We start from the raw sequence: 23,127 nt of genomic DNA, 5'->3' as shown, positions 1-23,127 counted from the left end.
CGGCCGCAGCCTCCAAGAACTCCAACAACGCATCCTCGAACACGACGCCAAAATCCAAATCCCCGCACTCACCCACTGACCACGGCCGTGACCGCCTGCCGGCACCGCGCCGACGGCCCCCGGACGTACCGCCGCCCGGCCCGCGACGCGGACCGGGCGGTGTGGTGTCCGCCTACCGGTGGTTCAGCAGCACCGGCAGCGACGCCACGTCGTTCGCCATGAACGAGCGCAGCGGCTGGATCTCATCCGGCGCCACGGCCAGCGCGAGGTGCGGGAAGCGGGCGAACAGCGCCGGCACCGCCACGGCCGCCTCCAGTCGCGCCAGGCGGGCTCCGGGGCAGAAGTGCGGACCCGCCCCGAACGCGAGGTGCTCCTTGTTCTCCCGATCGATGTCGAACACGTCCGGGTTCTCGTGGACGGCCGGGTCGCGGCCGTGCGCCAGGTAGCTGATGAGGATGGCGTCGCCCGCCCGGATGACGACCCCCTCGCCGAGGTCGATGTCCTCCTTCGCCCAGCGCATCGGCAGTGCCGCCACCGGGCAGTGCGCCCGCAGCGCCTCCTCGATCGCGTCCGGCCAGCGGGCCGGGTCGGCCAGCAGGGTCGCCAGCTGGTCCGGGTTGGCGAGCAGCTCGCGGACCGTGTGGTCGATCAGCGTCACGGTCGTCTGGCTGCCGCCGCCGATGAGCAGCAGCAGCATGTCGACCAGCTCCTGCTCGCTGAGCGGCTCCTCGCCCTCCACCCGGGCCGCCATCAGGAAGCTCGTCAGGTCGTCGGACGGCTCGCGGCGCTTGAGGTCGATCAGCGTACGCATGGCGACGTTCATGTCGACGTAGACAGCGGCGGACTCCTCCTCCGGCACGTTGTCGGTGTTCAGCACCACGCGCAGGATGCGCAGCACCTCGGGCCGCAGGTCGTCCGGCACCCCGAACAGGTCGCAGATCACCCTGGTCGGCAACTGCTGGGAGTAGATGGTGTGCAGGTCGACCGGCTCGTCCGCCGGGTGCGTCGCCAGGTCGTCGAGCAGCCGCCGGGCGACGAGCTCCACGTGCGGGCGCATCGCGTCGATCCGCTTCGGGGTCAGCGCCGGCGCCACGAGCTGCCGCAGGCGCTGGTGCTCGCGGCCCTCCGCAGTGGACATGGACTCGACGTCCACCCACGGCGACAGCCACTTGATCTCGCCCGGGGTGTAGCTGGGCACGTTCTTCTTGACGTTGCGGGAGACCCCGGGATGGGTCAGCAGGCGCCGGACCACGTCGCCGCGGGTGATCGACCAGGCCAACATGCCTTCCGGCAGCTCGACGGCCACCGCGGGGCCGGCCGCGCGGAACTCGTCGATCTGCGCGTACAGGCACTTGCCGCCGCGACTGTCGATCTGGGTGGTGGGGGCAGCGCTGAAGTCGACCATAGTGCGCCTCCTACGATGGTGAGGGAACGCAGAGAAAGGTAACTGTCGATCGGGAACTGCCGGGTAACGGCTTTCTCGCACCCGCCACGAATTCGCCTGGACAAAGGCGCAGATCATTGCGTCGGGCCGGCTGACCAACCTATCGTCCTACCACGACACGTGTCAGGGAGCGGCGATCCCGCCCTACTCACCGAATTCCGCGGCAACCCCATTTGTTAACGCGTGTGCGGAGGCAGGAACATGGACAGGATTCGCCGGGTCGGCGTCGTCGGGTGCGGGGTCATGGGCGCCGGGATCGCCGAGACGTGCGCGAGGGCCGGCTTGGACGTGCTCGTCGCGGTGTCGCGGCCGGCCTCCCTCGTACCGGGCCGGGCGCGGCTGACCGCGTCGCTGGACCGCGCGGTGGGCCGGGGCAAGCTCAGCGAGGCGGATCGGGACGCGACGCTGGGTCGGGTGTCCTTCACCGCCGACCTGACCGACTTCGCCGACCGGCAACTGGTGGTCGAGGCCGCCTCGGAACAGGAGTCGATCAAGCTCGACGTCTTCGCCACCCTCGACAAGGTCGTCGAGGACGAGGACGCGATCCTCGGCTCGAACACGTCCTCACTGCCGATCGTGAAGCTCGGCGGCGTCACCGCCCGGCCCGAGCAGGTGGTGGGCATCCACTTCTTCAACCCCGCGCCGGTGCTCCCCCTCGTGGAGGTCGTCGGCTCGGTGCGTACGGACCCGCGGACCGTCGAGACCGTCGACGCGTTCGTCACCGAGGTGCTCGGCAAGCAGGTCGTCCGCGCCAAGGACCGGGCGGGCTTCGTGGTGAACGCGCTGCTGATCCCGTACCTGCTCTCCGCCGTGCGGATGGTGGAGTCCGGGATGGCGTCGGTGGCCGACATCGACAAGGCGATGACGCTCGGCTGCGCGCACCCGATGGGTCCGCTGCGCCTCGTCGACCTGATCGGGCTCGACATCGTGGCCGCGATCAGCGAGTCGCTGTACCGGGAGTTCCGGGAGCCGCACTACTCGCCGCCGCCGCTGCTCGCCCGCATGGTGGCCGGCGGCATGCTCGGCAAGAAGTGCGGCCGGGGTTTCTACGAGTACGGGCGATGAGCGCGTACGCCGCCGCAACGTCCCCCGCGGAGGTGGGCTGAACCATGGACCTCGTCGACCGTCTGCACCGCGTCATCGCCGACGCGAAGTACCTGTCCCTGTCCACCGTCTCCCCCGACCGCCAGCCGTGGACGGCGGTGCTGCAGTACGCGTGGCTGCCCGACCCGCTGCGCTTCCTGTTCGGCTCCGCGACCCAGTCCCGGCACAGCAGGCACGTGGCGGCCCGCCCGACGGTGAGCGGGGCCCTCTTCGTCACCGGCGACGGCGGGCTCACCGAGGTCGACGGCGCCCAGTTCACCGGCACCTGCCGGGAGCTGACCGCCGACGAGGTACGCGCACACCACGGGACGTTCTACGACGCCCTGCTGCCGGACGACACGAGCAGGGCGGAGTACACCCTGCCCGTGTCGGCGCTGCTGCCGCCGGCGGAGCACCGCATCTACCAGATCTCGGTCGACCGCGTGTGGCTCGTCGACACCAGCACCTGGATCGAGGACCGGATCGACCGCCGGATCGAGGTGGACCTGCCCTGAGTGGGGCGGGTCCACCCCGGTCCCGGGGTCACTCGGCCATCGTCGCCCAGAACACCGCCTCGTAGGCGTGCACCATCCGCGCCGCGCGCAGGGCCTCCACCGGATCGTCGCCCGCCGCGAGGCCGGTCGACACCACCCCGGCCGCCTGCTCCAGCACCTCGTCCGGCGTCTCGGCGAAGTAGCGGAAGTGCGCGACCGCCTCGTCGGAGAACCCGTAGCGCGCCTGGAGGGCGTCGGCCATCCGGGCGTAGAAGCCGCCCGACTCCTCGACGTTGACCAGCAGGGCCAGCGGGACCGCCGACCGCGGCCCGAACACGGCGGTCCGGACGATGAAGGAGGGGTACGCCTGGGCCAGCGGTCGCGGCTCGTGCGCCCGCAGCTCCTTCTCCCCCAGGCCCACGGCGGCGGCGAAGGCCGGCAGCAGGCCCAGCGCCTCCTCCTCGGCGCCCGCCATGGCCAGGAACAGCGGCTCGGGGAAGCGGGCCGCCAGGAACGCGAAGCTGCTCCGGTCGCTGGACACCAGGTGGTACAGCTCGCCGGCCAGGGCGCGCAGCCGGTCGGCCGACACCTCACCGCGCTCCAGCAGCTCCAGGAACCGGTTGGGCGCCAGCTCCAGCGACCGCCGGCCCTGTGCCACCAGCTCTGCCACGTGCTCGTCCACTAGTCACCTCCGAATCGTGCGGTGCAGGTTCGGGCCGCTCGCCGGTCCCGGTACGGGCTCGGCGATCCACGGCCCCTCGATGGACGCGTCGAGCACGCCCTCTTCCAACCAGGTGAAGCTGCCGCCCAGCACCCGCCGGGCGACCGCGACGTCGTCGCCGTCGGTGTTGTCCCGCAACCGCTGGCGGAGCTCCGCCACCCGCTGGCGGGACTGGCGGCAGAACGCGTCGGCCAGCTCGACCGCGGTGCCGCCGAGCGCCCTGGCGTACACGCAGGCGGCGGTCATCGCGTACAGCTCGGCGGCGACGTCCACGACGCGGCCGAGGAACAGCTGCCGCTCGGCGACCGCCTCGCCCCACTGCTCCCGGCCGTCGGCGAGGTGCCGGGCCAGTTCGGCGCTCGTCGCGGCGGCGAACGACAGGTGCCCGGCCAGGTCGCCGAAGCCGGGCGGCGGCGTGAACGGCGAGGACCCCTCGGCCGGGCCCTCCTCGTCCGCCAGCGCGTCGGTCCCGACGAACACCCGCAGCGCCTCGCTGGAGCCGTCGAAGATCCGACCGATGCGCAGGTCCCGGAACAGCTGCTCGACGGGGACACCGCGCTCACCGCGCGCGGCGGCCGACTCGGCGGTCTCGTACCCGCGACCGCCGCGGATCTGCATCAGCTCGTCGACGATCCGCCATGCCTGCTCCGACGCGAACAGCTTCGCGAGCTCGGCCTCGGTGTGCGTGTCCAGCAGGCCGGCGTCGGCGTGCCGGCCGGACACCTCGACCATGGCCTCCAGGGCGAAGGCGGTCGCCGCGATGTAGGCGATCTTGCCCGCCACCGCCTCGTGCTCGCCGATCGGCCGGTCCCACTGCACGCGGACGCCGGACCACTCGCGGGCGATCCTCAGGCTCCACTTGGCGGCGGCGGCGCAGACGGCGGGCATCGACAGCCGGCCGGTGTCCTGCGCAGCGAGCGCCACCTGGAGCCCCTGCCCCTCCGGCCCGATCCGGCGGCTCGCGGGCACCACGACCCGGTGCAGCCGGACGACGCCGTTCTCCAGGCCGCGCAGCCCCAGGAAGGAGCTGCGGTGCTCCACCGTGACCCCCGGCGCGTCGGCCTCCACCACGAACGCGGACATGCCTCCCGGGCCGCTCTCCGAGGGCGGCACCAGGGCCATCACCACGATCAGATGGGCGATGGTGCCGTTGGTCGTCCACAACTTGACCCCGTCGAGGCGGTAACCGCCGTCGCCGGTGGGGGTGGCGGTGGTCCGCATCCGGAAGGGATCGTTACCGATGTCGGGCTCGGTGAGGGCGAAGGCGGAGATCTCGCGTACGCACCTCGGCAGCAGCTCACGCTTCTGCGCGTCGGTGCCGAACAGCCGCAGCGGCTGGATGAGGCCGATCGCCTGGTGCGCGCCGAGCAGCTCACCGAGCGAGGAGTGCGCGGTGCTGACGATCATCAGCGCCCGGTGGTAGCAGACCCCCGACAGGCCGAGCCCGCCGTACTCCTTGGGGAGCTTGATGGCGAACGCGCCGAGGTCACGCAGGCCGTCGACCACCTCGTCGGGGATCCGGTCCTCGCGCTCGATGAGCCGGCCGTCCACCTTGTCGGTGCAGAACGCGCGCAGCCGCGCGAGGAACGCCTCGGCGTCGGCGTCGAGCCCGGCGTCGGGCAGCGGGTCGAGCAGGTCGACCCGCAGCCTGCCCCGCAGGAGTTCGCTGCCGAAACTCGGCCTGGTCATCGTTGCCTCCCCGTTCAGCGGGTGGGTCTGGATCGGGACACGGGCCGGGCCACGTTCGACTCGCGTGAGCGGGTGCGCCCGTGGCCCGGTCCTCGACGTGGGTCAGCTCGCCGGCACGGCCTTGATCAGCGAGAGCGGGCCCGCGGCGCCGTGGCCGCAGGACTCGACGGTGAAGCCGGTCTCGGCGAGCAGGGACCGGAACTCGCTCTCGGTCCGCTCCCGGCCGCCGGCGGTCACCAGCATGTTGATGTCCGTGTAGAACATCACCGGGTTGTCGGTGTTCGCGGTGTCCGGCAGCACGGATCCGACGATCAGCAGCGTGGCGTCGGCGGGGATGTGGGCCCGCACCGTGGCCAGCAGCTTCCGGGCGTTCTCGTCGTCCCAGTCCTGGAAGACGCTCTTGATGATGTACAGGTCGCCGCCCTCGGGGACCGACGAGAAGAAGTCGCCGGCCACGATCTCGCACCGGTCGGCGACACCGGCGGTGGCGAGCACGCCGGCGGCCTCGGCCACGCCCGCCGCGCTGTCGAAGCACACCCCCCGCAGGTGGGCGTGGGTGCCGAGGATCGCGGCGAGCAGCGTCCCGTCGCCGCCGCCGACGTCCACGACGGTACGGACGCCGGAGTAGTCGTACCCGTCGGCGACGAGCTGGGCGGACGCCCTCGACTCCTGTCCCATCGCCACGTTGAACAGCGCGGACAGCTCGGGGTTCTCGGCGAGGTGCACGTACGCGTTCTTGCCGTGCACGTGGTCGAAGGCGCACTCGCCGGTCTCGATGGTGTGCCGCACCTGCTGCCAGGACGCGAACAGCGTGGGGTTGGTGAAGAACCGGGTGAACGCCCACAGCGAGTTCGGCGAGTCGGTGCGCAGCTGCTCGCCCACCTCGGTCAGGCGGAACTCGCCCGGCGTCGGCTCGACCAGCACGCCGATGGCCACGAGGGTCCGCAGCAGCCGGTGCAGCGACGGCGCGTGGGTGCCCGTCGCCTCGGCGAGCTGCGCGCTCGTGACCCGGCCGTCGTGGATGTGGTCGGCGAGCTTCAGCTCGGCGGCGAGCGCGAGCGACTGCGAGGCCATGTAGCCGCCGATGATCTCGATCAGGGCGGCGCGGTTGCGGATCCTGGAGGCCAGGGTGGCCGGAACGGTGCTGGTCATGAGGCATGCCTTTCCGCGAGGGGGTGTCGAACCCACACGTTGGGCTCGACGTAGACGGCGTGGTCGTGGTCGACGTTCACCGCGACCGGGGTCAGGGCACCCGGCACGACGACCGGTCCGCTGGTGTCGAAGGGCAACCCGGTCCAGTCGCGCCACTGCGCGAGGCTGCCGGAGATCGTCATGGAGGCCGGGCAGACCTGGAGCACCTGCCCGCCCGCCCGGACGTGCACGCGCAGCCACGGGTCGGCCGGCAGCCCGTCGTCGCGGGTCCGGGCCGCGTACCCCGGCATCGGCTCGTGCGGCTCGGCGTGCTTGCCGCTGGGCCGGACCGGCCCGACGACGTCGCGGTACCCGTGCCGGCGGGCGTTGTCCTTGACCGCGGCCAGGACGCGCCCCGACATGTTCCGGGCCTGCATGCCCGGCACCACGGCGATCTCCAGTGCGCACAGCGCGGTGAGGTCGCGGCCGGCGGAGGTGTCGAGCATGCTCATCCCCAGCACCGCGTCCCAGCCGGTGTCGGGCAGGCTCGCCGGGTCACCGTCCCACGCGAACGGCACGCCGGCCGCGCGGGCCACCACCGTGTCGTCGGACTCGACGACGACGAGCTGGTGCTCCGGGTACCGGTCGAAGGCCCAGCCGATCACCATCGGCTCGGGCGGGATGTACTCGGGCCACGAGGCCTCCATGTGGAGCATCGCGTCCCGCAGGTCCGGTCGCTCGGCGAGCGTCAACACGCGCACGGGGTCACCTCCCTCGGTCAGGCGGCCAGGCTGCGCGCGGGCAGCGGGTCCGCGGGCATGGCGCAGTGGTCGTCGGCGTGCCTGCGCAGCAGGGCCAGGTATTCGGTACGGGGCACCGCGACCGCGCCGATGAGCTTCGCGTGGTCGCCGTCGTGCTGGACGTCGACCGCCACGCCGCCGCTCTCCGCGACGCGCCGCACCAGGCACGCGACCGCGACCTTCGCGGCGCCGCTGCGCAGGGCGAACTGGGAGTCGGCGCTGAACACGCCACCGACCCGTACGCCGAACGTGCCGCCGATCAGCTCGTCGCCCTCCCACACCTCGACGCTGTGGGCGTGCCCCGCCGCGTGCAGCTCGCGCAGCGCCGACACGAGCTCATCGGTCAGCCACCGGGGCTCGCGGCCCACGCGGCAGTGCTGGACCACCCGGTCGAAGCAGACGTCGAGCGTCGTCGTCCACTCGACCTTGTTGCGCAACTGCCGCCGCAGGCTGCGCTGGATGCGGGCCTGGTCGACGCGGATCACCGGGCGCGGGTCGGGCGAGCACCAGGCGACGGCGTACGGGTCCGTGCTCCCGGCGAGCACCGCGATCCGGCCGGCGGCGACGTCCGCCTCGTAGGTGAACTCGCTGACGATCTTCCGCTCCTCGGTGTCGGCCGGGAACGGGAACAGCCCGTGCCGGTAGGCGCCGAAGAGCGTCGTCGCGGACAGGTCGTCGCCGAACGCGACCGGGCCCTCGGTGGGGGCGTGGGTGAGGTCGAGCGTCTCCCAGCCCATCACGCGGCCCGCAGGAACTCGGTGCGGGTCAGGTAGCCGATGTAGCGGTCGAGCATCTCCGCGTCCACCGTCGGGATCTCGATGCCGCTGCCGCGCAACGCGTGCTCCACGTTGGTGCGGGAGAAGACGGGGAACGTCGTCTCCAGGTACATCTCCGCGACGCTCATCTGGCCCGTCGCGCAGCGGTCGATGAACAGCGGCGCGAAGGGGGTCATCGGATGGTCGGGCTGTTCGACCGCGACCCGCACCATCTCGTCGAGCCACTCGGCCCAGGTCACCTCGCGGATGTCGTGCCCGTGCGCCCGCAGGCGCTCGACCAGCACCGAGATGTTGACCTTCCCGGGGTTGGTGAGGTGGTAGACCTCGCCGGCGGGCCGGGACGCCCGGGCGATGTGCGCGACCGCGGCGGCGAACACGTCGACCGGCGTGTAGTCCAGCGGCAGCTCCGCGACGGGGGCGGTGCCGGTGTCCACCACGAACTTCTTCATCGCGCACATCTCCGTGGCGATGTTCCACGCGCCGTTGACCCGGTCGCCGGAGATGTCGGCGGCCCGGTAGATCGCCACCGGCAGCCCCTGCTCCGCCGCCCCGTGCAGCAGCGCCTCGGCCACCCATTTGCTCTCCACGTAGCCGACGGAGAGGTGGTCGGCGTACGCCAGCGGGGTGTCCTCGTCGACGTGCCGCACGCCGGCGGTGCCGAAGCCCGCGACGACGGCCATGGTCGACGTGTAGTGGACCGGGACGTTGCGGTGCCGCGCGGCCATCCGGATGACCTCGCGGGTGCCATCGACGTTCGCCGGCCGCATGTGCGCGTACGGGTAGATGAAGTTGACGGCCCCGCCGGGGTGGTGGATGACGTCGACCGTGCGCGCCAGCTCGTCGAAGGCCGCCTCGGACAGGCCGAGCCCGGGTGCCGCGAGGTCGCCGGGGACGGCGACGATCCGGCCCGCCGCCTGGTGACCGGCGAGGTCCTCGCCGAAGTAGTGCCGCGCGTTGGCCTGGATGCGGGCCAGGCCCTGCTCCGGCCCGTCGGCGCGCACGAGGCAGTGCACCACGGCGTCCGTGCTCGTCAGCAGCTCCCGCAGCAGGTAGATGCCCAGGAAGCCGGTGGCGCCGGTGAGGAACACGTGGCGGGGGTCCTGCCAGCGCGGCTCGTCGGACACGTCGCGCCGGATCTCCACGTCCAGCTCCGTCTCGGCGGCGAAGTCCACCCGCTTGCGGGTGTCGTCGCCGGCGAGCGTGCCTTCCCGCGCCTCGCGCACCGCCCGCGCCAGGCCGCGGGGCGTCGCGTCCTCCAGCAGCAGCCGGATCAGCGGACGTACCTGGGTGATGAGCACGCCGAAGGAGCCGCGGATCTTCGCGAGCAGCTCGGCGGCGAGGATCGAGTTGCCGCCCTGCGCGAAGAAGTTGTCGTCCGGCAGCACCCGGGGCACGCCGAGCACCTGCCCCCACAGCCGGGTCACGCCGCGCTCCACCAGGTCGACGGGCGTGTCGTCCGCCGCCTCGGCAGCGACCGTCGCGGTGCTCGGCGCGGGCAGCGCGGCCAGGTCGACCTTGCCGTTGGTCTTCAGCGGCAGCTCGTCGAGGGCGACGAACGCCGTCGGCACCATGTAGTCGGGCAGGTGGCGGCCGACGAACTCGCGCAGCTCCGTGACGTCCAGGGGCCGTGGGCCGGTGTGGTACGCGACCAGGCGCCGCTGGCCGTCGTGCTCGTACGTGGTGACGGCGACCGTGTCGACGCCCTCGTGGGCCGCCAGCGCCGCCTCGATCTCGCCGGGCTCCACCCGGAAACCACGGATCTTGACCTGCCGGTCGATGCGCCCGATCACCTCGAGGTTGCCCTCGGCGGTCCAGGCGCCCAGGTCACCGGTCCGGTACATCCGCGCGCCGGGCTCGGACGCGAACGGGTCCGCGCGGAAGCGGCCGGCGTCGTCCTCGGTCAGGTAGCCGCGCGCCACGCCGCGACCGCCGATGTGGATCTCACCGCGCTCGCCGGGGCCGACCGGCCGGCCGTGCTCGTCGAGGACGTACACGACGGTGCCGGGCAGCGGCCGGCCGACCGGGGCCGCGCCGCGGGCGGGCAGCACGTCGGCGGTCAGGTCCATCAGGCAGGAGGTGATCGTGGTCTCGGTGAGCCCGTAGGCGTTGACCAGCCGTACGCAGGGCATCAGGTCCAGCGCCGTGCGGCAGTCCTCCGCGTTGACCGCCTCGCCGCCCACGATCACCAGCCGGACCGGCAGGTCACGGGCCCCCGCGCCGACCTCGGCGAGGAAGCGGCGCCAGTACGCGGGGGTCAGGTCCATCACGGTGACCCCGTGGTGGCGCAGCCGCTCCGGCAGCTCGCTGGGCGCCCAACTCAGCTCGGGCAGCACCAGCGTCGCCCCGCCGAGCAGCGCGACCGTGATCTGCTCGATGGAGGTGTCGAAGGAGAGCGCGCCGAACTGCAACACCCGGTCGTCGGGGGTGACGCCGTAGCGGCCGGCCAGCTCCCCGCACAGGTAGCTCAGCGAGTCGTGGTTGACCACGACGCCCTTCGGCGTACCGGTGGATCCCGACGTGTAGATGATGTAGGCGGCGTCGCCGCCGCCCTCCGCCGCGGCCGGGGCGGTCGCGGCGCCGTCCGCGACGCTCGCGGTGAGCGCCGTGACCGGCAGGTCGGCGAAGCGTGCCAGGTCGCGTCCGTGGGTGATGACGGTGGTGCAGTCGGTCTCCTTGACGAACGCCTCGACCCGGCTGTCCGGCAGCCCCGGATCCACGGGCAGGTAGGCCGCCCCTGCCTTCCAGATGGCGAGCAGGCCGACGATGGCGTCGATGGAGCGTTCCAGGTGGACCATGACCACGGAGTCCGCGCCGACGCCCTCGTCGACGAGGTGGCGGGCCAGGCCGTTCGCCCGGCGCTCCAGGTCCGCGTAGCTGATGTGCGCGTCGCCCTGCACGACCGCGGTCCGGTCGGGTTGCGACGCCGCGCGGACGGCGATGAGTTCGTGGACACGCGGTTGCGTACGGATGTTCATGTTTTCCCTCGGGTGTGAGCACGGTCGTACCCGTGGATTTACCTGCCGCTGACCCAACGAAATTCGATACGGGCGACACTACTGCCTGACGGCGGTTCCCCCGACTACCAGAATGAGCATGGAACCAGAATTGACACTACTCATCAGGGTAGTCATTTAGGCGCGGTCCACCCTCCGTCGAATTCAACGTTGACGACGCCGGAAATCGCTATGTGGCAGTGGTGCCCGGAAGGTCCGGACCGCCCCGCTACGCCGCGGAGGAGACCGGCACGTGGCGGACGAGTTCCGCCCGCGAGGAGATGCCCAGCCGGCGGAACAGGCCGCGCAGGTGGTAGTTGACCGTGTGCGGCGACAGCCGTACCCGGGTCGCGATCTGCCGGTTGGTCATGCCCTCGGCGACGAGCCGCGCGATGGCCCGCTCGACGCCGCTGAACGACTCCCACGCGCCGCCGGCGTCCGGGCGGTGCTCGCGGGCGGCGGGCGCGGAGCGCAGCCCGATCCTGCGCCGCAGGTCGGCGGGGGCCACGGGCTCCGCCGACGGCTCGGCGGCGCGGGACGCACGGGCCACGGCCCGGCGCCGGCGCAGGCGGTCACGGTCGACGCGGAGCGCCTGCCGCACGGCGGGCGGCAGGGCGTCGAGCACCGCCCACCACACCAGTTCGTGCCGGAAGGCGAGGTCGTCGCCCACCCAGTCGAGCAGACCGGCGTCGAGCAGCGCGTCCAGGTCCGGCAGCAGCTGGGCGGTGTTCCGGCGGGTCATCGCCGTCAGCTCCGCGAGCTGGCAGGACCGACCGAGCACGGCGGCCACCCGCAGCAGCTGCCACGATCCGGTCGGCGCGCCGCGCAACGTGGCACGGACCAGCTCCTGGACCCGCTTCGGCGTCCGCGCCCGGCCGGGCCCGTCGGTGACGCCCTCGACGCGGATGCCCTCGCGCAGCGCGGCCAGCAGCAGCGGGTCCCCCGCCGCGGCGGCGACGAGCAGGCGCACGGCAGGCTCCGCCACGACACCGGGCGGATCGGCGACGAGCCGACCCACGGTGTCCCCGGACAGCGGGCGGCCCGCCTCGGCGAGCGCCCCGACCAACTGCGACAACTGCTCGTCCTCGTATGCCACAACACAATCGTGCACGTGAATGTCTGCCGGTCTCAACATTGCCTTACCGCCAGGTACGCCGAGCAATTACCCGCACGTGGGGGAAGCGACACCGCAGCGGCTTCCCGGCTGGTGACCTGGGATTGCTTCGATCAATGTAATGACGTCGCGAGAGAGGCGGGCAGTTGTGGAACCCGTTGTGGTCCAGGATTTCGTACCGGCGATCGACCTGTCGGGCCGCACCACCGCCGAGGGGCGCGCGGCCATCGCGGCAGCCATCGGCAAGGCGTGCGAGGGTTCGGGGTTCTTCACCGTCGTGGGGCACGGCGTGCCCCGGGAGCTGGTGAACCGCATGTACACCACCACGAAGACCTTCTTCACCCGACCGGAGGAGGAGAAGGACCGGAGCGCGAACCGCGGCTCGGGAGTGTCGGGGCTGCGCCGCCCGGGCGGCCCGTACGAGGCGTTCGCCGCGCACGTGACGGGCGACCTGAGTGACGAGGAGCGCGCCCGGCTCGGCACGCACCCGGCCACCTGGAAGGCGGCGAACATCTGGCCGGACGACGACTTCAAGGCGGTCTGGTACGAGTACATCGCCGCCATGACCGAGCTGTCGGCGGACATCATGCGGCTGTTCGCGCTCGCCCTCGGGCTGCCGGAGGACTTCTTCGACAGCAAGTTCGACGAGCACGTGTCCCTGATCATCGCCAACTACTACTACCCGACGCCCGACGACGGCGTGCTGCGGCGGGAGATGCACACCGACTGGGGCAGCCTGACGGTGCTCTACGTGGAGGACGAGCTGGGCGGGCTCCAGGTGCGGCGTGGCGACGACGACTGGCTGGACGTGCCCGCCATCCCCGGCAGCTTCGTGGTGAACATCGGCGACCTGATGGCGTTCTGGACCGGCGGCCGGTGGGCGTCGACCGTGCACCGGGTGGTCAACCCGGAGGGGACGGACGCGCCGTCGCGCGTCTCCATCCCCTTCTTCTACCTGCCCAACCACGACACCACCATCGAGCCCATGCGTCCGCTGGCCCAGGAGAGCGCCGAGGCCGGGCTCGACCGGGTGACCGTCGGCGAGTGGTTCTCGCACAAGATGCAGTCGACGTACCAGGCTTCCGCGTAGCCGACCCCGCGGCGCCCGCCGGACCGCCCCGCAGACGCGGGCCGGCGGGCGCTCTCGACGCGCGGAGCATCGGCAACGGGCGGTCCGCCGGGCGGCGGTCCGGTGTCAGAGGGAACGCACCGCGCCCGGCACGGTGAACTCGATGGTCTCGCGGGCGACCTCGCGCTCCACCACCGTTACCGGCCCGCGCGCCCGCAGCGCCTCCACCACGCCCTCGACCAGGCGCGGCGGGGCGGACGCGCCCGCGGTGACCCCGACCGTGGTGACACCCGCCAGCCACTCCGGCAGGATCTCCGCCGCGTCCTCGATGAGGTGGGCCGGTCGGCCGGCGCGGCGGGCCAACTCGACGAGCCGTTGCGTGTTCGCCGAGTTGGTCGAGCCGACCACGAGCACGAGGTCGGACTCCTCGGCGACCGCACGCAACGCCGTCTGCCGGTTGGTCGAGGCGTAGCAGATGTCGGCCGAGGACGGCCCGCGCAGCGCGGGGAACCGTTGGCGCAGCACGTCGAGCACCTCGGCGGTCTCGTCCACGGCGAGCGTGGTCTGGGTCAGGTACGACACCCGGTCCGGGTCGGGCACCTCGACCGTGTGCGCGTCCTCCAGCGACTGCACGAGCAGCATCCGCTCCGGGGCCTCGCCCAGGGTGCCCTCGGTCTCCTCGTGCCCCGCGTGCCCCACGAGCAGGACGGTGTCCCCACGGTCGGCGTACCGGCGGGCCTCCGTGTGCACCTTCGCCACCAGCGGACACGTCGCGTCGAACACCTCCAGGCCGAGCCGGTCGGCCTCGGCGCGCACCACGGGCGATACCCCGTGCGCCGAGAACACCACCGTCGCGCCGGCGGGCACCTCGGCGAGTTCCTCGACGAACACGGCGCCGCGCGACTCCAGGTCGGCGACGACGTGCGCGTTGTGGACGATCTGTTTGCGGACGTACACCGGACTGCCCCGGCTGGCGAGCGCACGCTCGACGATCTCGATCGCACGCTCGACACCGGCGCAGAACGCACGCGGTGCCGCGAGCAGTACCGTTACGGACTCGGCTACGGACATCGCGCACTCCTTCCCACGCATTCTCCGCAGTATCGAGCCGTGTCCTCGCAATCCGGTGGGGTTTCGATGGAGCACGAGCGACGACGCCCCGCGCCGGGACGTCCGCTATCCGTTCACCTGGTAGGCGGCGAGGACCGTCTCGGAGATGAGGCGGGGGGCGTCCGCCCGGTCCACCTTTCCGCTGGCCACGTCGGCGGCGGCGCCCTTCATGATGTGGTGCAGCACGCTGGTCAGCCAGCTGGCCGGCAGGTCGACCCGGAACACCCCCTCGTCCTGACCCCGGCGGATCAACTGGTCGACGCGTCGCGCCGGCTCGGCGTGCAGCTCGTGCACGCGTTCGGGCGGCAGCGACGCCTGCGCCGCCTCCAGCACGGCGCTCGACTGGGCGATCAGCAGCCAGCTCGACCGGATCAGCACGCGCAGGGCGTCCCGCGGGTCGCCGGTCAGGTCGAGGCCCGCCAGGAGTTCCTCCCCGTCGGCCAGCACCCGGGTCAGCGCGGCCTCGACCAGGGTGTCCCGGGACGGGAAGTGACCGTAGAGGGTCACCCGGCCCACCCGCGCCGCCTGCGCGATGTCGCTGACGCTGGCGTCGGGGTCGCGACTCAGGCAGCTCACCGCCGCCTCCAGGATCCTCTCCACGTTCTGCTGGGCGTCGGCCCGGCGGGTCGGCTTGGCGAGTGGGCGAGTCATGGAACTTCCCCTAAGTCGAACAGACGTGCATGAGTTAACGTGTCTCCGTAACTTGAACACTACCGTTCAACTTGGCGGAGGAGCCTGGCAGCCATGGCGGAACCTGTGACCGCAACCGAAACTCCCACACCCGCGAGTCCGCATCCGCAGCGCTGGCGGATCCTGGGCCTCGTCGGCATCGCCCAACTGATGCTGATCCTGGACGTCACCGTCGTCGCGATCGCCCTGCCGCACATGGGGTCGGACCTGGGGATGGATCGGGAAGCCCTCACGTGGGTGGTGAGTGGATACACCCTCACCTTCGGCGGCCTGCTGCTGCTCGGCGGGCGCGCCGCGGACCTGTTCGGCGCCCGGCGCCTCGTCCTCGCCGGACTCCTGCTGTTCAGCGCCGCGTCCCTGACGGCGGGCCTGGCGACCAGCGGCCCCATGCTGCTGGGCGGTCGCGTCGGGCAGGGCCTCGCGGCGGCGCTCCTCTCCCCCGCCGCCCTGTCCCTGGTCGTCACGATCTTCGACGGCGACGAGCGCAACAAGGCGCTCGGCATCTGGTCGGCGCTCGGCGGCGGCGGCGCCGCCCTGGGCGTCCTCCTCGGCGGCCTGCTCACCGCCGGGCCGGGCTGGCCCTGGGTGTTCTTCGTCAACGTGCCGGTCGGGATCATCCTGCTGCTGGCCCTCCGGATGCAGCTTCCGCCCCAGGCGCCCACCGGCGCGCCGGGCCGGCTCGACGTGCCCGGCGCGGTGCTGGTGACGGCCGCCACCGGAGCGCTGATCTACGCGCTGATCCGCGCCGGCGACGTCGGTTGGGCCAACCCGACGATCCTGCTGCTGCTGGTCGCCGCCGTGCTCCTCTACGCCGCGTTCGTCGTCCGCCAGCGCATGGCCGCGAGCCCGCTGATGGACGTACGGCTGCTGCTCCGCCGGCCGGTGGCGACCGGGGCGCTGCTGATCCTCGTCGCGACCGCGTTGATGATCACGGTCTTCTTCCTGGGCACGTTCTACCTCCAGAACTACCAGGGCTACGGCGCCCTGCGCACCGGGCTGCTCTTCCTGCCAGTGGCGATCACGACCATGCTCGGCGCGAACGCCGCCGGCCGTGCCATCGGCCGGATCGGGGCGCGCACCCTCGGCGTCCTGGGGTTGCTCGTCGCGGCGGCTGGCATGGCGGTGCCCGCCTTCGTCGACGGGACCCTGGCCCTCGTCGTCGGGGTGGCCGTCGCCGCCGCCGGCACGGGCGTCCTCTTCGTCGTGGCCTCCGCCGTCGCGCTCGGTCAGGTCGCGCCGCACGAGGCCGGTCTCGCGTCCGGCATCGTCAGCACCTTCCACGAGTTCGGCGCCTCGCTGGGGGCCGCCGTGGTGTCGAGCATGGCCGCGGCCAGCATCGCCGGCACCAGCACCGAAGGCTTCTCCCGCGGCTTCACCACCGGCGCGGTCATCGCCGTCGCCGCCGCCGTCCTGGCCTTCGTCATCACCCCCCGGCCGGCCCACTGAGCCCCGACCCGGTGGCCGGCGGGGGCCCGCCCACCGACCACCGGGTCGGACACTCTCTACCACGACCCCGACAGGCGGGCGCGGGAACGGCCGGTGGGGCCGCCCACCGGCCGCCGGGTCGGCGCCCGGCACGCTCCGGGGACGCGCGGGGCGCCGCCACCGTCACATCGACAGGCCGGCGCTCACCGGCGTACCCGCGGGGCGATCCAGGCGCCGAGGCTGTCACCGTGGCACTGCTCGACGCTGGTGGTGCTGACCCGCAGCGACACCTGGGTCGAGTCGCTGATGTCCACCTTGACCGGACGGGTCCTCCCCAGGCCGACCGTGGTGGTGAAGACCTCCTTGCGGTCGGATAGCACGGTGAACCGCAGCGGCACGCCCTTCGGGGACTCGTCGGCGATGCCCACGGCCGCCTCGAGGACCCGGAACTGCCGACTCACCACGAACGTGACCGTGTAGTTGTCGTTCAACCAGCACGGAGACGCGGTCGCCGGCCCGCAGGGCAGCGAGAACGCCTCGCGTGGGCTACGGGACGATCGGGAGCACGTCGGCGTCGCCCCCGGTCTGGGGCAGCCCGGCGGCTGCGGCGACGACCTGGACGGCGTCCTCCAGCGTGGTGGCCTCCGGGAGGACGAGTTCGTCAGGCCAGCCGAGGACGTCGTGGGCGGCGTACCAGCCGCTCATCTGCGTGGCGGTGAACTCGCCGACCTGCGGGCGCGTCAGGTGCCGGCGCAGGGTCTCGGGCAGGGACACGTCGAGGTAGACGAAGAGCGACCGCCCCCGGTGACCGTCCCGCAGGGCCGTCAGCAGGGCCCGGTGGCGGCCGGTGTGCAGGATGCCCTCCAGCACGACGTGGTAACCGTGGTCGAGCGCGAACCGTACGGTCTGCTCGATCAACGCCGGGGCCGCGCCGCCGGGCTTGTCGCGCTCGCCCAGCACGATGCGGCGCAGGTAGTCCTGTTCTACCAGCGCACAGCCCCGGCCGTGCCGACGCCGCAACTCCCGGGCGATGCTGCTCTTACCCGAGCCGGAGTTGCCCCGAACGCAGACGAGGATCGTGTCCGCGCTGCCGGTCGGGACGGCGTCGGCATCGGCGTCGGCGTCGGCGTCGGCGTCGGCGTCGGCGTCGGCGTCGGCGTCGGCGTCGGCGTCGGCGTCCATGGTGCCCCCTTCCGGTCAGCCGGTGCGTACGGTCAGGCCCAGGGCGGCGACGACGCATAAAGCCATTGGCAATCTTGACAGTCTCGGCCTCGTTGGGACACCCTCGGGCCGGGCCACGCCCCGAGACGACGCACCCCCGTCCGGCGGGTTATCTCGCCGTCCTGCGGGACCGGCCGATCCGGCGGCTGGTCCTCTTCGCCCTGGTGATCACGATCTGCGGCTACGCCCAACTCGAGGTGGGATTCACCGCCTTCTCGGTGCAGGTCGCGGAGGTGACACCCCGGGTGGTGGCGTGGGCGCTGGCGAGCAACGCGGTGGTCATCGTCGTACTGCAACTGCTGGTGATCGGCCGCCTCAACGGGCGCAGCCGTTCGCGGGCCCTCGCCGCTGTCGGCCTCGTGTTCGCCATCTCCTGGCTGGTGCTTGGCATCGGTGGCCTGGCGGGCCGGGACAACGCCCTCCTCGCGGCCTGCTGTGTGGTGGCCTGCGCGACGATCTTCGCGTTGGGCGAGACGATGCTCGCCCCGGTGCCTCCGATGCTGACGAACATTCTCGCCCGCGACGAGTTGCGCGGCCGCTACAACGCGATGAACTCGATGACCACCGGCATCAGCGGGGTGATCGGCCCGGTCACCGCCGGTCCGCTGATCGGCACCGGCAACGCCACGGCCTGGGTGGTCATGGTCGTCGGTGGTTGCCTGCTGGCCTCGGCGGTGGGGCTGTCGCTGCGCCGCCTGCTCACCCCGTTGCAGGATGGTCGGGTGCCGCCCGGGACGGCCCGACTCGCGCCCGCCGCGCCAGCCCGCTCGACCTCCTGACCTATCGGGTGCCGGCCGGCTCGCCGTCCCGGGGCGCGGACCGGGACGGCCCGCCCAGCACCGCGCTGCTCTCCCGGACCAGCACCGTGTGCGGCGCGATGATCCGGGTCGGGGCCGCGTCGGGCAGGGCGATCCGGCTCGTGACCCGGGCGACGGCCTCGCGGGCGATGAAGGCGGTGTCGACGCTGACGGTGCTCAGGGCGGGCCGCGCGTACCGCGCCTCCTCGCTGTCGCCGATGCCGACCACGGCGACGTCTTCCGGGACGCGCAGGCCCGCGTCGAAGACGGCCCGCATCGCGCCGATCGCCAGCAGGTCCGAAAAGCACAGCAGCCCGTCCGGACGCCAGTCCTGTGCCAGCAGCGTCCGGGCGGCACGGTAGCCGTGGTCACGGCGGTGCAGTAGCGCGGGTTGGAGGTGCCCCGACGACTCGGCGAGGCCGGCCCGTCGCAGGGCCCGTCGGTAGCCGACCATCCGACGTTGCGCCCGGGTGGAGGACTCGTCCGGACCGACGCCGATCGCGGCGATCTGTCGGCAGCCCGCGCGCAGGAGGTGCTCGGTGGCGTCCTGGGTCGCCCCGGCGTGATCGACGGTGATGTGGTCCCACCGGTGGTCGCTGCTCTCGCCGAGCAGCACGAGTGGCGCACCGGCGCCGGCCTGTTTTCTGACCAGTTCCGGCGGGGCGTCGTCGGCCACCAGGATGATGCCGTCGACCAGCGCGTGGTGGGTGCCTCCGGGCGGAGGGTGGCCGCAGTGGTCAGCGTCGGCGCGCCGCCGAGCAGCACCAGGCAGAGCAGGGTGAGGGTGAGTCTGTGCCGCCAAAGCCTGCGCAGGCTGAAGGAGATCGCCGACCGGGCCGACGCGTCGATCCCGCCCGGTGACTCGACCACCCGCAAACGCCCCTCCCCGTCGGCTCTGGATCACCCGCGCGCGGCCCCGATCGCCTGCGTGGGAACGGTCGCGAGTCGGTGTCCATTCGGCACCGACGCCCACGACGGACGGGTGCCGGTTCAGCCCGGTGCCGGCACGGACACACCCCGACCAACCGGCCGCCGCAGGGCGACCCGGCCTGGTCGGCGCACCGTTTTCCGCGTCCGCGTGTGGTATCCGCGCCGGAACCTCGACGGCGGGTCGTCCGGCTCGCTGGTGTGAGCGGTGCCGCCGGGTGTGCGGACGGCCCGCCGTGCGGCCACCCGCGTCGGTTCACCCCCGCCGGGCAACGGTGATGATCTCCGGGCTCGTCTCGGTGAACGCGCCGCCCTGCCAGTCGCCGAACCGCTCCTCGACGACCAGACCGGCGCCGGTCAGAAACGACGACAGCGTCGCCACGTCCAGGAACCTCAGCACGCTGTGGCTGGTACGCGGTCCCGGCCAACGCGGGCTGGAGAACGTCGTGGTGAACCGCACCGTGCCGGGCTCGATCGGCGGCTCGGCGTCGTACTCCATCCGGACGGTGGCACCACGGGCGTCGACGCCCTCCACCGCGTGCTCCGGCGTCCACCGCTCCCAGGCCCGCGCCGCCGGGTTACGGGTCTCGAACAGGAACCGGCCGTCGTCGGTCAGTGCCGACCGGACCGCCGCCAACGCGGATCGCAGCTCCTCGTCGTCGACGAACACCTGAAACGCGTGGCCGGTCATCACGACGAGGTCGAACTCCCGCTTCCAGCGCACCGAGCCCAGGTCACCCAGCACCCACTGGACGTCGGAACGGCTGCGGGCCCGCGCCAGCATGCCGGCGCCCGGGTCCAGCCCGCACAGACGCCCCTGGTGCCCGGCCGCACGCGCCCGGTGCAGCAACAGGCCCGTCCCGCATCCCACGTCGAGCACGGCACGCGCCGACATCACCCAGGGCAGGTAGAAGGCCAGGTCGTCGCGCTGGTCCCAGGAGCAGAACACGTCGTACAGCTCGGCGAGATCGGGATCGGCGTACTGGTGGTCGACCACCCCATCTGTCTACCCGCGCGCCTCGCGGCCCACAACCGGCCGAACCCACGGATCAAGGAATTGGTCTTCGTCGAGTCTTTCAGTCCATGCCGGTCGCTGGAGTCCGTCTGTTCGGGTTCATGGCCCTGCTGTGCGCCTCCGAGCCCAACCGACCGGTCAGCGAAACTCGTGCACGACGTCGATCGACCAACGATGTGCCTGTTAGCACCACCAATTTCGAACCCGCGCAGAAGACCCCAGTCGGCCGGCGCCAATGGCACGTCATTGGCACGCGGGCAATCGTTGATCTTGAAATATCGAAAGCTCTGGCGGGGACTTGCGCCCTGGTCAGGGTCTCCGGCGTGGAGCGGGTGACGGTAATCGCCGAGCACCGACCGCCGCTGGCCGGGGAGCCAGCTCCAGCAACGGTCGTTCTTCTCCGGTCAGTTTCCGGCCGGTTGGCACCCAAGGGGTAGAACTTAGTACGTGACCAGCACCCACAACGAGGTCAGCGGTACGGTGGTCGGCAATGTCGTTCAGGCAGGCCACATTGGCCAGGTCACCGTCAATGCTGCGCCACCTCTGACAATGTCCGGGTTGCCGGCAGGCACGACGAGGTTCGTTGGCCGGGTCCGCCTGCTGACTGAGATTGCCACGCTGCTCGATGACGAGGGGCCGATCGTGATGTCCGGGGCACCCGGCGTCGGCAAGACCGCTCTCGCTCTCCATGTCGCGCATGCGGCCATCCGCCATGGCCGGTTCCCTGGTGGTGTGCTCTTCGCGGACCTGCGCGGCTATCACCCGGCGCCCACCGACCCGACAGAAACGCTGACGACGTTCGTGCAGTCACTCGGACTACCACATGACCAGATCCCGGTCGGGCATGGTGCCCTGGAGACGGCATACCGTTCATTGCTTGCTCGGCACGGTGCCGACGCCGGGAGCGTGTTGGTCGTACTGGACAACGCGTCATCCGCTGCCCAGATCCGTCCGTTGTTGCCGGGCTCCGGCTCGCATCGCGTGGTGGTGACGAGCCGCCACCGACTCGCCGACCTCGACGGCCTGCGTCCGGTGCACCTTGACGTGCTCGATGTCGACGAGGCTGTCTCCCTGTTGGCTGCCGGCGAATCGCGGGACGACCGGCTTCGTCGGGAGCCAGCCGCGATGCGCGAAGTCGCCGCGCTGTGCGGCCACCTACCCTTAGCGCTGCGGATCGTGACGGCACTGTTGTTGGACGACCCTGGTCGGCCGGTGTCCGAAGTGGCGAGGGCGCTACGGGACGAACGCCATCGGCTGGCAGAGCTGGAGTACGGCGACGATCTCGCCGTACGGGCGGCGTTCGACCTGTCCTACGCTCGACTCTCTGTTGCCGAGCGCCGGATGTTCCGGCTGCTCTCACGCGCTCCCGGGCAGCGGGTCAGCGACTGGACCGCAGGGGCGCTGGCCGGCATCCAGACCCACGACGCCACCAGATTGCTGGCTGCGCTGTGTCGGGCGAGCATGCTGCACCGTTCCGACATCCGGGGCTGGTACCAGTTCCACGACCTGATCCGGCTCTATGCCACGGAGAAGTCGGCACAGGAGGACTCGCCGGAAGAGGTGGACGACGCCATCGAAAGGATGCTCGTCGAATACTACGCGATCGTGGAAAAGTGCCTCGACATGTTGTCCTCGCGCCATGACAACTCGGCGGACAACGTCGAGCACAGAAACACGTTCTCGACATGGTTGGCCATCGAGCGGACAGCGCTGATCGAAGTGGTCGACATCGCGCAGCGGTACGGCTCTCACCTGTTTGCGGCCCAGTTGGCCAGCAACGTCAGCCACCACCTCAGAGACACCAGGCGGTGGGCCGAGGCGGCAACCATAGTGGAGATGGGGATCAGGTCGGCGCACCAGAGGTATCCCGAGTATGAAGCCACGCTCCGGTGCGACCTTGCGGGCACCCTGGTGTTCCTCGGCCGGGAACAGGAGTGTCTCGGCCATCTGACCAGGGCCGCCGATATCGCCGCCACGCTCGGCAACCGAAGGTTCGAGGGGGTCATCATGCGCGAGCTGGGAGCAGCGCATTCCCATCTCGGCAACATCGCAACCTCTCTCAAGCACTATCGCGCCGCGCTCCAGATCGCTGTGGACGCCAGCGACGTCCTGCAGCAGGGAAATATCCAGATATCGATCGGCGTAGCGCTGGAGAAGGCCGGCAACATCGATGGGGCGCTCGACCAGTTCAACCGTGGGCTCCTGTTGTTCCGCCAGGCCGACGCCCGGAGCAGCATCGCATCTACGGAACGCCTGATCGCCGGGGTCTACTTCAACCGGCTGAACCGTCACGATCTCGCCTGCGACCACTACCTTGAGGCCCAAAAGATCTGCCGCGATATCGGTGACCACCACAGCGAGGCCGAGATCTGGCATGAGCTGTGCCGCATCTGCATCCGTGATGGAAACCTCGAAGTGGCCATAACGGCATGGCGGTCGGCGATGTTGTTGGCCAACCGAATCGACTATGGCGACCTGATCAAAGACCTCGAACTCATGTCCACCGAATTTGGCCTGGCCGAGATCGCCGCCGGCGACCCGTCGGCGTCACTGAGCGCTTTTCATCGTGGGTTTTGGCTGGTCGGGCCGTGATGCAGGGCGAGGATGGCCTTGATGATCGCGGTGGCG

General features: G+C 71.6%; 20 protein-coding genes. 6 read left to right on the top strand and 14 right to left on the bottom strand.

The window, feature by feature from the left end; translation table 11 throughout:
• Nucleotides 1-172: 172 nt before the first annotated feature.
• On the bottom strand, nt 173-1,405 hold the full coding sequence (locus ACPXCB_RS31150) for a cytochrome P450 family protein (RefSeq protein ID WP_425879665.1): 1,233 nt from the start codon (nt 1,403-1,405) through the stop codon (nt 173-175).
• 240 nt (nt 1,406-1,645) lie between these two features.
• On the opposite strand from ACPXCB_RS31150, the gene ACPXCB_RS31145 reads away from it, so the two are divergent.
• Both ACPXCB_RS31145 and ACPXCB_RS31140 read left to right on the top strand, forming a co-directional pair.
• Entirely contained in the window at nt 1,646-2,509 is an 864-nt protein-coding gene (locus ACPXCB_RS31145; RefSeq protein ID WP_151453515.1) for a 3-hydroxybutyryl-CoA dehydrogenase, read from the top strand.
• A gap of 44 nt (nt 2,510-2,553) precedes the next feature.
• Nucleotides 2,554-3,042 carry a pyridoxamine 5'-phosphate oxidase family protein gene (locus ACPXCB_RS31140; RefSeq protein WP_425879663.1) on the top strand — a complete coding sequence of 163 codons (489 nt, stop codon included), beginning with the start codon at nt 2,554-2,556 and terminating at the stop codon, nt 3,040-3,042.
• Nucleotides 3,043-3,070: 28 nt separating this feature from the next.
• Here ACPXCB_RS31140 and ACPXCB_RS31135 read toward each other — a convergent pair whose 3' ends face one another.
• From ACPXCB_RS31135 to ACPXCB_RS31105, 7 genes are all read right to left on the bottom strand, one after another.
• The gene (locus ACPXCB_RS31135; protein WP_425879661.1) at nt 3,071-3,703 is read right to left on the bottom strand and encodes a hypothetical protein; all 633 of its coding nucleotides are present in this window, start codon (nt 3,701-3,703) and stop codon (nt 3,071-3,073) included.
• 3 nt (nt 3,704-3,706) lie between these two features.
• Nucleotides 3,707-5,431 carry an acyl-CoA dehydrogenase family protein gene (locus tag ACPXCB_RS31130; RefSeq protein ID WP_425879660.1) on the bottom strand — a complete coding sequence of 575 codons (1,725 nt, stop codon included), beginning with the start codon at nt 5,429-5,431 and terminating at the stop codon, nt 3,707-3,709.
• 102 nt (nt 5,432-5,533) lie between these two features.
• The gene (locus tag ACPXCB_RS31125) at nt 5,534-6,583 is read right to left on the bottom strand and encodes a methyltransferase (protein ID WP_357580779.1); all 1,050 of its coding nucleotides are present in this window, start codon (nt 6,581-6,583) and stop codon (nt 5,534-5,536) included.
• A complete protein-coding gene (locus tag ACPXCB_RS31120; protein ID WP_425879658.1) occupies nt 6,580-7,323 on the bottom strand; it encodes an N-acetyltransferase in 744 nt (247 codons plus the stop codon). Before ACPXCB_RS31120 ends, ACPXCB_RS31125 begins: the two co-directional genes overlap by 4 nt.
• Nucleotides 7,324-7,340: 17 nt before the next feature.
• Nucleotides 7,341-8,099 (bottom strand): leucyl/phenylalanyl-tRNA--protein transferase, encoded by a 759-nt coding sequence (locus tag ACPXCB_RS31115; RefSeq protein ID WP_425879656.1) that lies wholly within the window; start codon nt 8,097-8,099, stop codon nt 7,341-7,343.
• Nucleotides 8,099-11,113 (bottom strand): amino acid adenylation domain-containing protein, encoded by a 3,015-nt coding sequence (locus tag ACPXCB_RS31110; protein ID WP_425879654.1) that lies wholly within the window; start codon nt 11,111-11,113, stop codon nt 8,099-8,101. The genes ACPXCB_RS31115 and ACPXCB_RS31110 overlap by 1 nt, the downstream gene beginning before the upstream one ends.
• A 247-nt stretch (nt 11,114-11,360) precedes the next feature.
• Nucleotides 11,361-12,227 carry a helix-turn-helix transcriptional regulator gene (locus ACPXCB_RS31105; RefSeq protein ID WP_425879653.1) on the bottom strand — a complete coding sequence of 289 codons (867 nt, stop codon included), beginning with the start codon at nt 12,225-12,227 and terminating at the stop codon, nt 11,361-11,363.
• A 166-nt stretch (nt 12,228-12,393) separates the two neighbouring features.
• Between ACPXCB_RS31105 and ACPXCB_RS31100 the strand changes: the two genes are divergently transcribed.
• The gene (locus ACPXCB_RS31100; protein WP_225852038.1) at nt 12,394-13,335 is read left to right on the top strand and encodes an isopenicillin N synthase family dioxygenase; all 942 of its coding nucleotides are present in this window, start codon (nt 12,394-12,396) and stop codon (nt 13,333-13,335) included.
• Nucleotides 13,336-13,440: 105 nt separating this feature from the next.
• Here the strand turns inward: ACPXCB_RS31100 and ispH are convergent, their stop codons facing one another.
• Nucleotides 13,441-14,385, bottom strand: a complete 945-nt coding sequence (gene ispH / locus ACPXCB_RS31095; RefSeq protein WP_425879651.1) for a 4-hydroxy-3-methylbut-2-enyl diphosphate reductase — start codon at nt 14,383-14,385, stop codon at nt 13,441-13,443.
• Nucleotides 14,386-14,490: 105 nt separating this feature from the next.
• Nucleotides 14,491-15,075 carry a TetR/AcrR family transcriptional regulator gene (locus ACPXCB_RS31090; protein ID WP_425879649.1) on the bottom strand — a complete coding sequence of 195 codons (585 nt, stop codon included), beginning with the start codon at nt 15,073-15,075 and terminating at the stop codon, nt 14,491-14,493.
• A 105-nt stretch (nt 15,076-15,180) separates the two neighbouring features.
• Between ACPXCB_RS31090 and ACPXCB_RS31085 the strand changes: the two genes are divergently transcribed.
• Nucleotides 15,181-16,560, top strand: coding sequence for an MFS transporter (locus tag ACPXCB_RS31085; protein WP_425879648.1), 1,380 nt, complete (start codon nt 15,181-15,183; stop codon nt 16,558-16,560).
• A gap of 182 nt (nt 16,561-16,742) precedes the next feature.
• Here ACPXCB_RS31085 and ACPXCB_RS31080 read toward each other — a convergent pair whose 3' ends face one another.
• Nucleotides 16,743-17,030 carry an NPCBM/NEW2 domain-containing protein gene (locus ACPXCB_RS31080; protein ID WP_425879647.1) on the bottom strand — a complete coding sequence of 96 codons (288 nt, stop codon included), beginning with the start codon at nt 17,028-17,030 and terminating at the stop codon, nt 16,743-16,745.
• A gap of 55 nt (nt 17,031-17,085) precedes the next feature.
• The gene (locus ACPXCB_RS31075) at nt 17,086-17,721 is read right to left on the bottom strand and encodes a kinase (RefSeq protein WP_425879646.1); all 636 of its coding nucleotides are present in this window, start codon (nt 17,719-17,721) and stop codon (nt 17,086-17,088) included.
• A gap of 92 nt (nt 17,722-17,813) precedes the next feature.
• On the opposite strand from ACPXCB_RS31075, the gene ACPXCB_RS31070 reads away from it, so the two are divergent.
• Nucleotides 17,814-18,539, top strand: coding sequence for an MFS transporter (locus ACPXCB_RS31070; protein ID WP_425879644.1), 726 nt, complete (start codon nt 17,814-17,816; stop codon nt 18,537-18,539).
• A gap of 1 nt (nt 18,540) precedes the next feature.
• Here ACPXCB_RS31070 and ACPXCB_RS31065 read toward each other — a convergent pair whose 3' ends face one another.
• Nucleotides 18,541-19,461 carry a LacI family DNA-binding transcriptional regulator gene (locus ACPXCB_RS31065; RefSeq protein WP_425879642.1) on the bottom strand — a complete coding sequence of 307 codons (921 nt, stop codon included), beginning with the start codon at nt 19,459-19,461 and terminating at the stop codon, nt 18,541-18,543.
• Nucleotides 19,462-19,740: 279 nt separating this feature from the next.
• The gene (locus ACPXCB_RS31060) at nt 19,741-20,481 is read right to left on the bottom strand and encodes a class I SAM-dependent DNA methyltransferase (protein WP_425879641.1); all 741 of its coding nucleotides are present in this window, start codon (nt 20,479-20,481) and stop codon (nt 19,741-19,743) included.
• Nucleotides 20,482-20,946: 465 nt separating this feature from the next.
• On the opposite strand from ACPXCB_RS31060, the gene ACPXCB_RS31055 reads away from it, so the two are divergent.
• Complete coding sequence (locus tag ACPXCB_RS31055) at nt 20,947-23,091, top strand: tetratricopeptide repeat protein (protein ID WP_425879639.1); 2,145 nt, start codon at nt 20,947-20,949, stop codon at nt 23,089-23,091.
• The last annotated feature ends 36 nt before the right edge of the window (nt 23,092-23,127 follow it).

Origin of the sequence: Micromonospora sp. DT62 (assembly GCF_049847285.1) — a bacterium.
In the GTDB taxonomy this organism is placed as follows: Bacteria; Actinomycetota; Actinomycetes; order Mycobacteriales; family Micromonosporaceae; genus Micromonospora; species Micromonospora reichwaldensis.
This window is presented reverse-complemented; position numbering and strand designations above follow the sequence as displayed.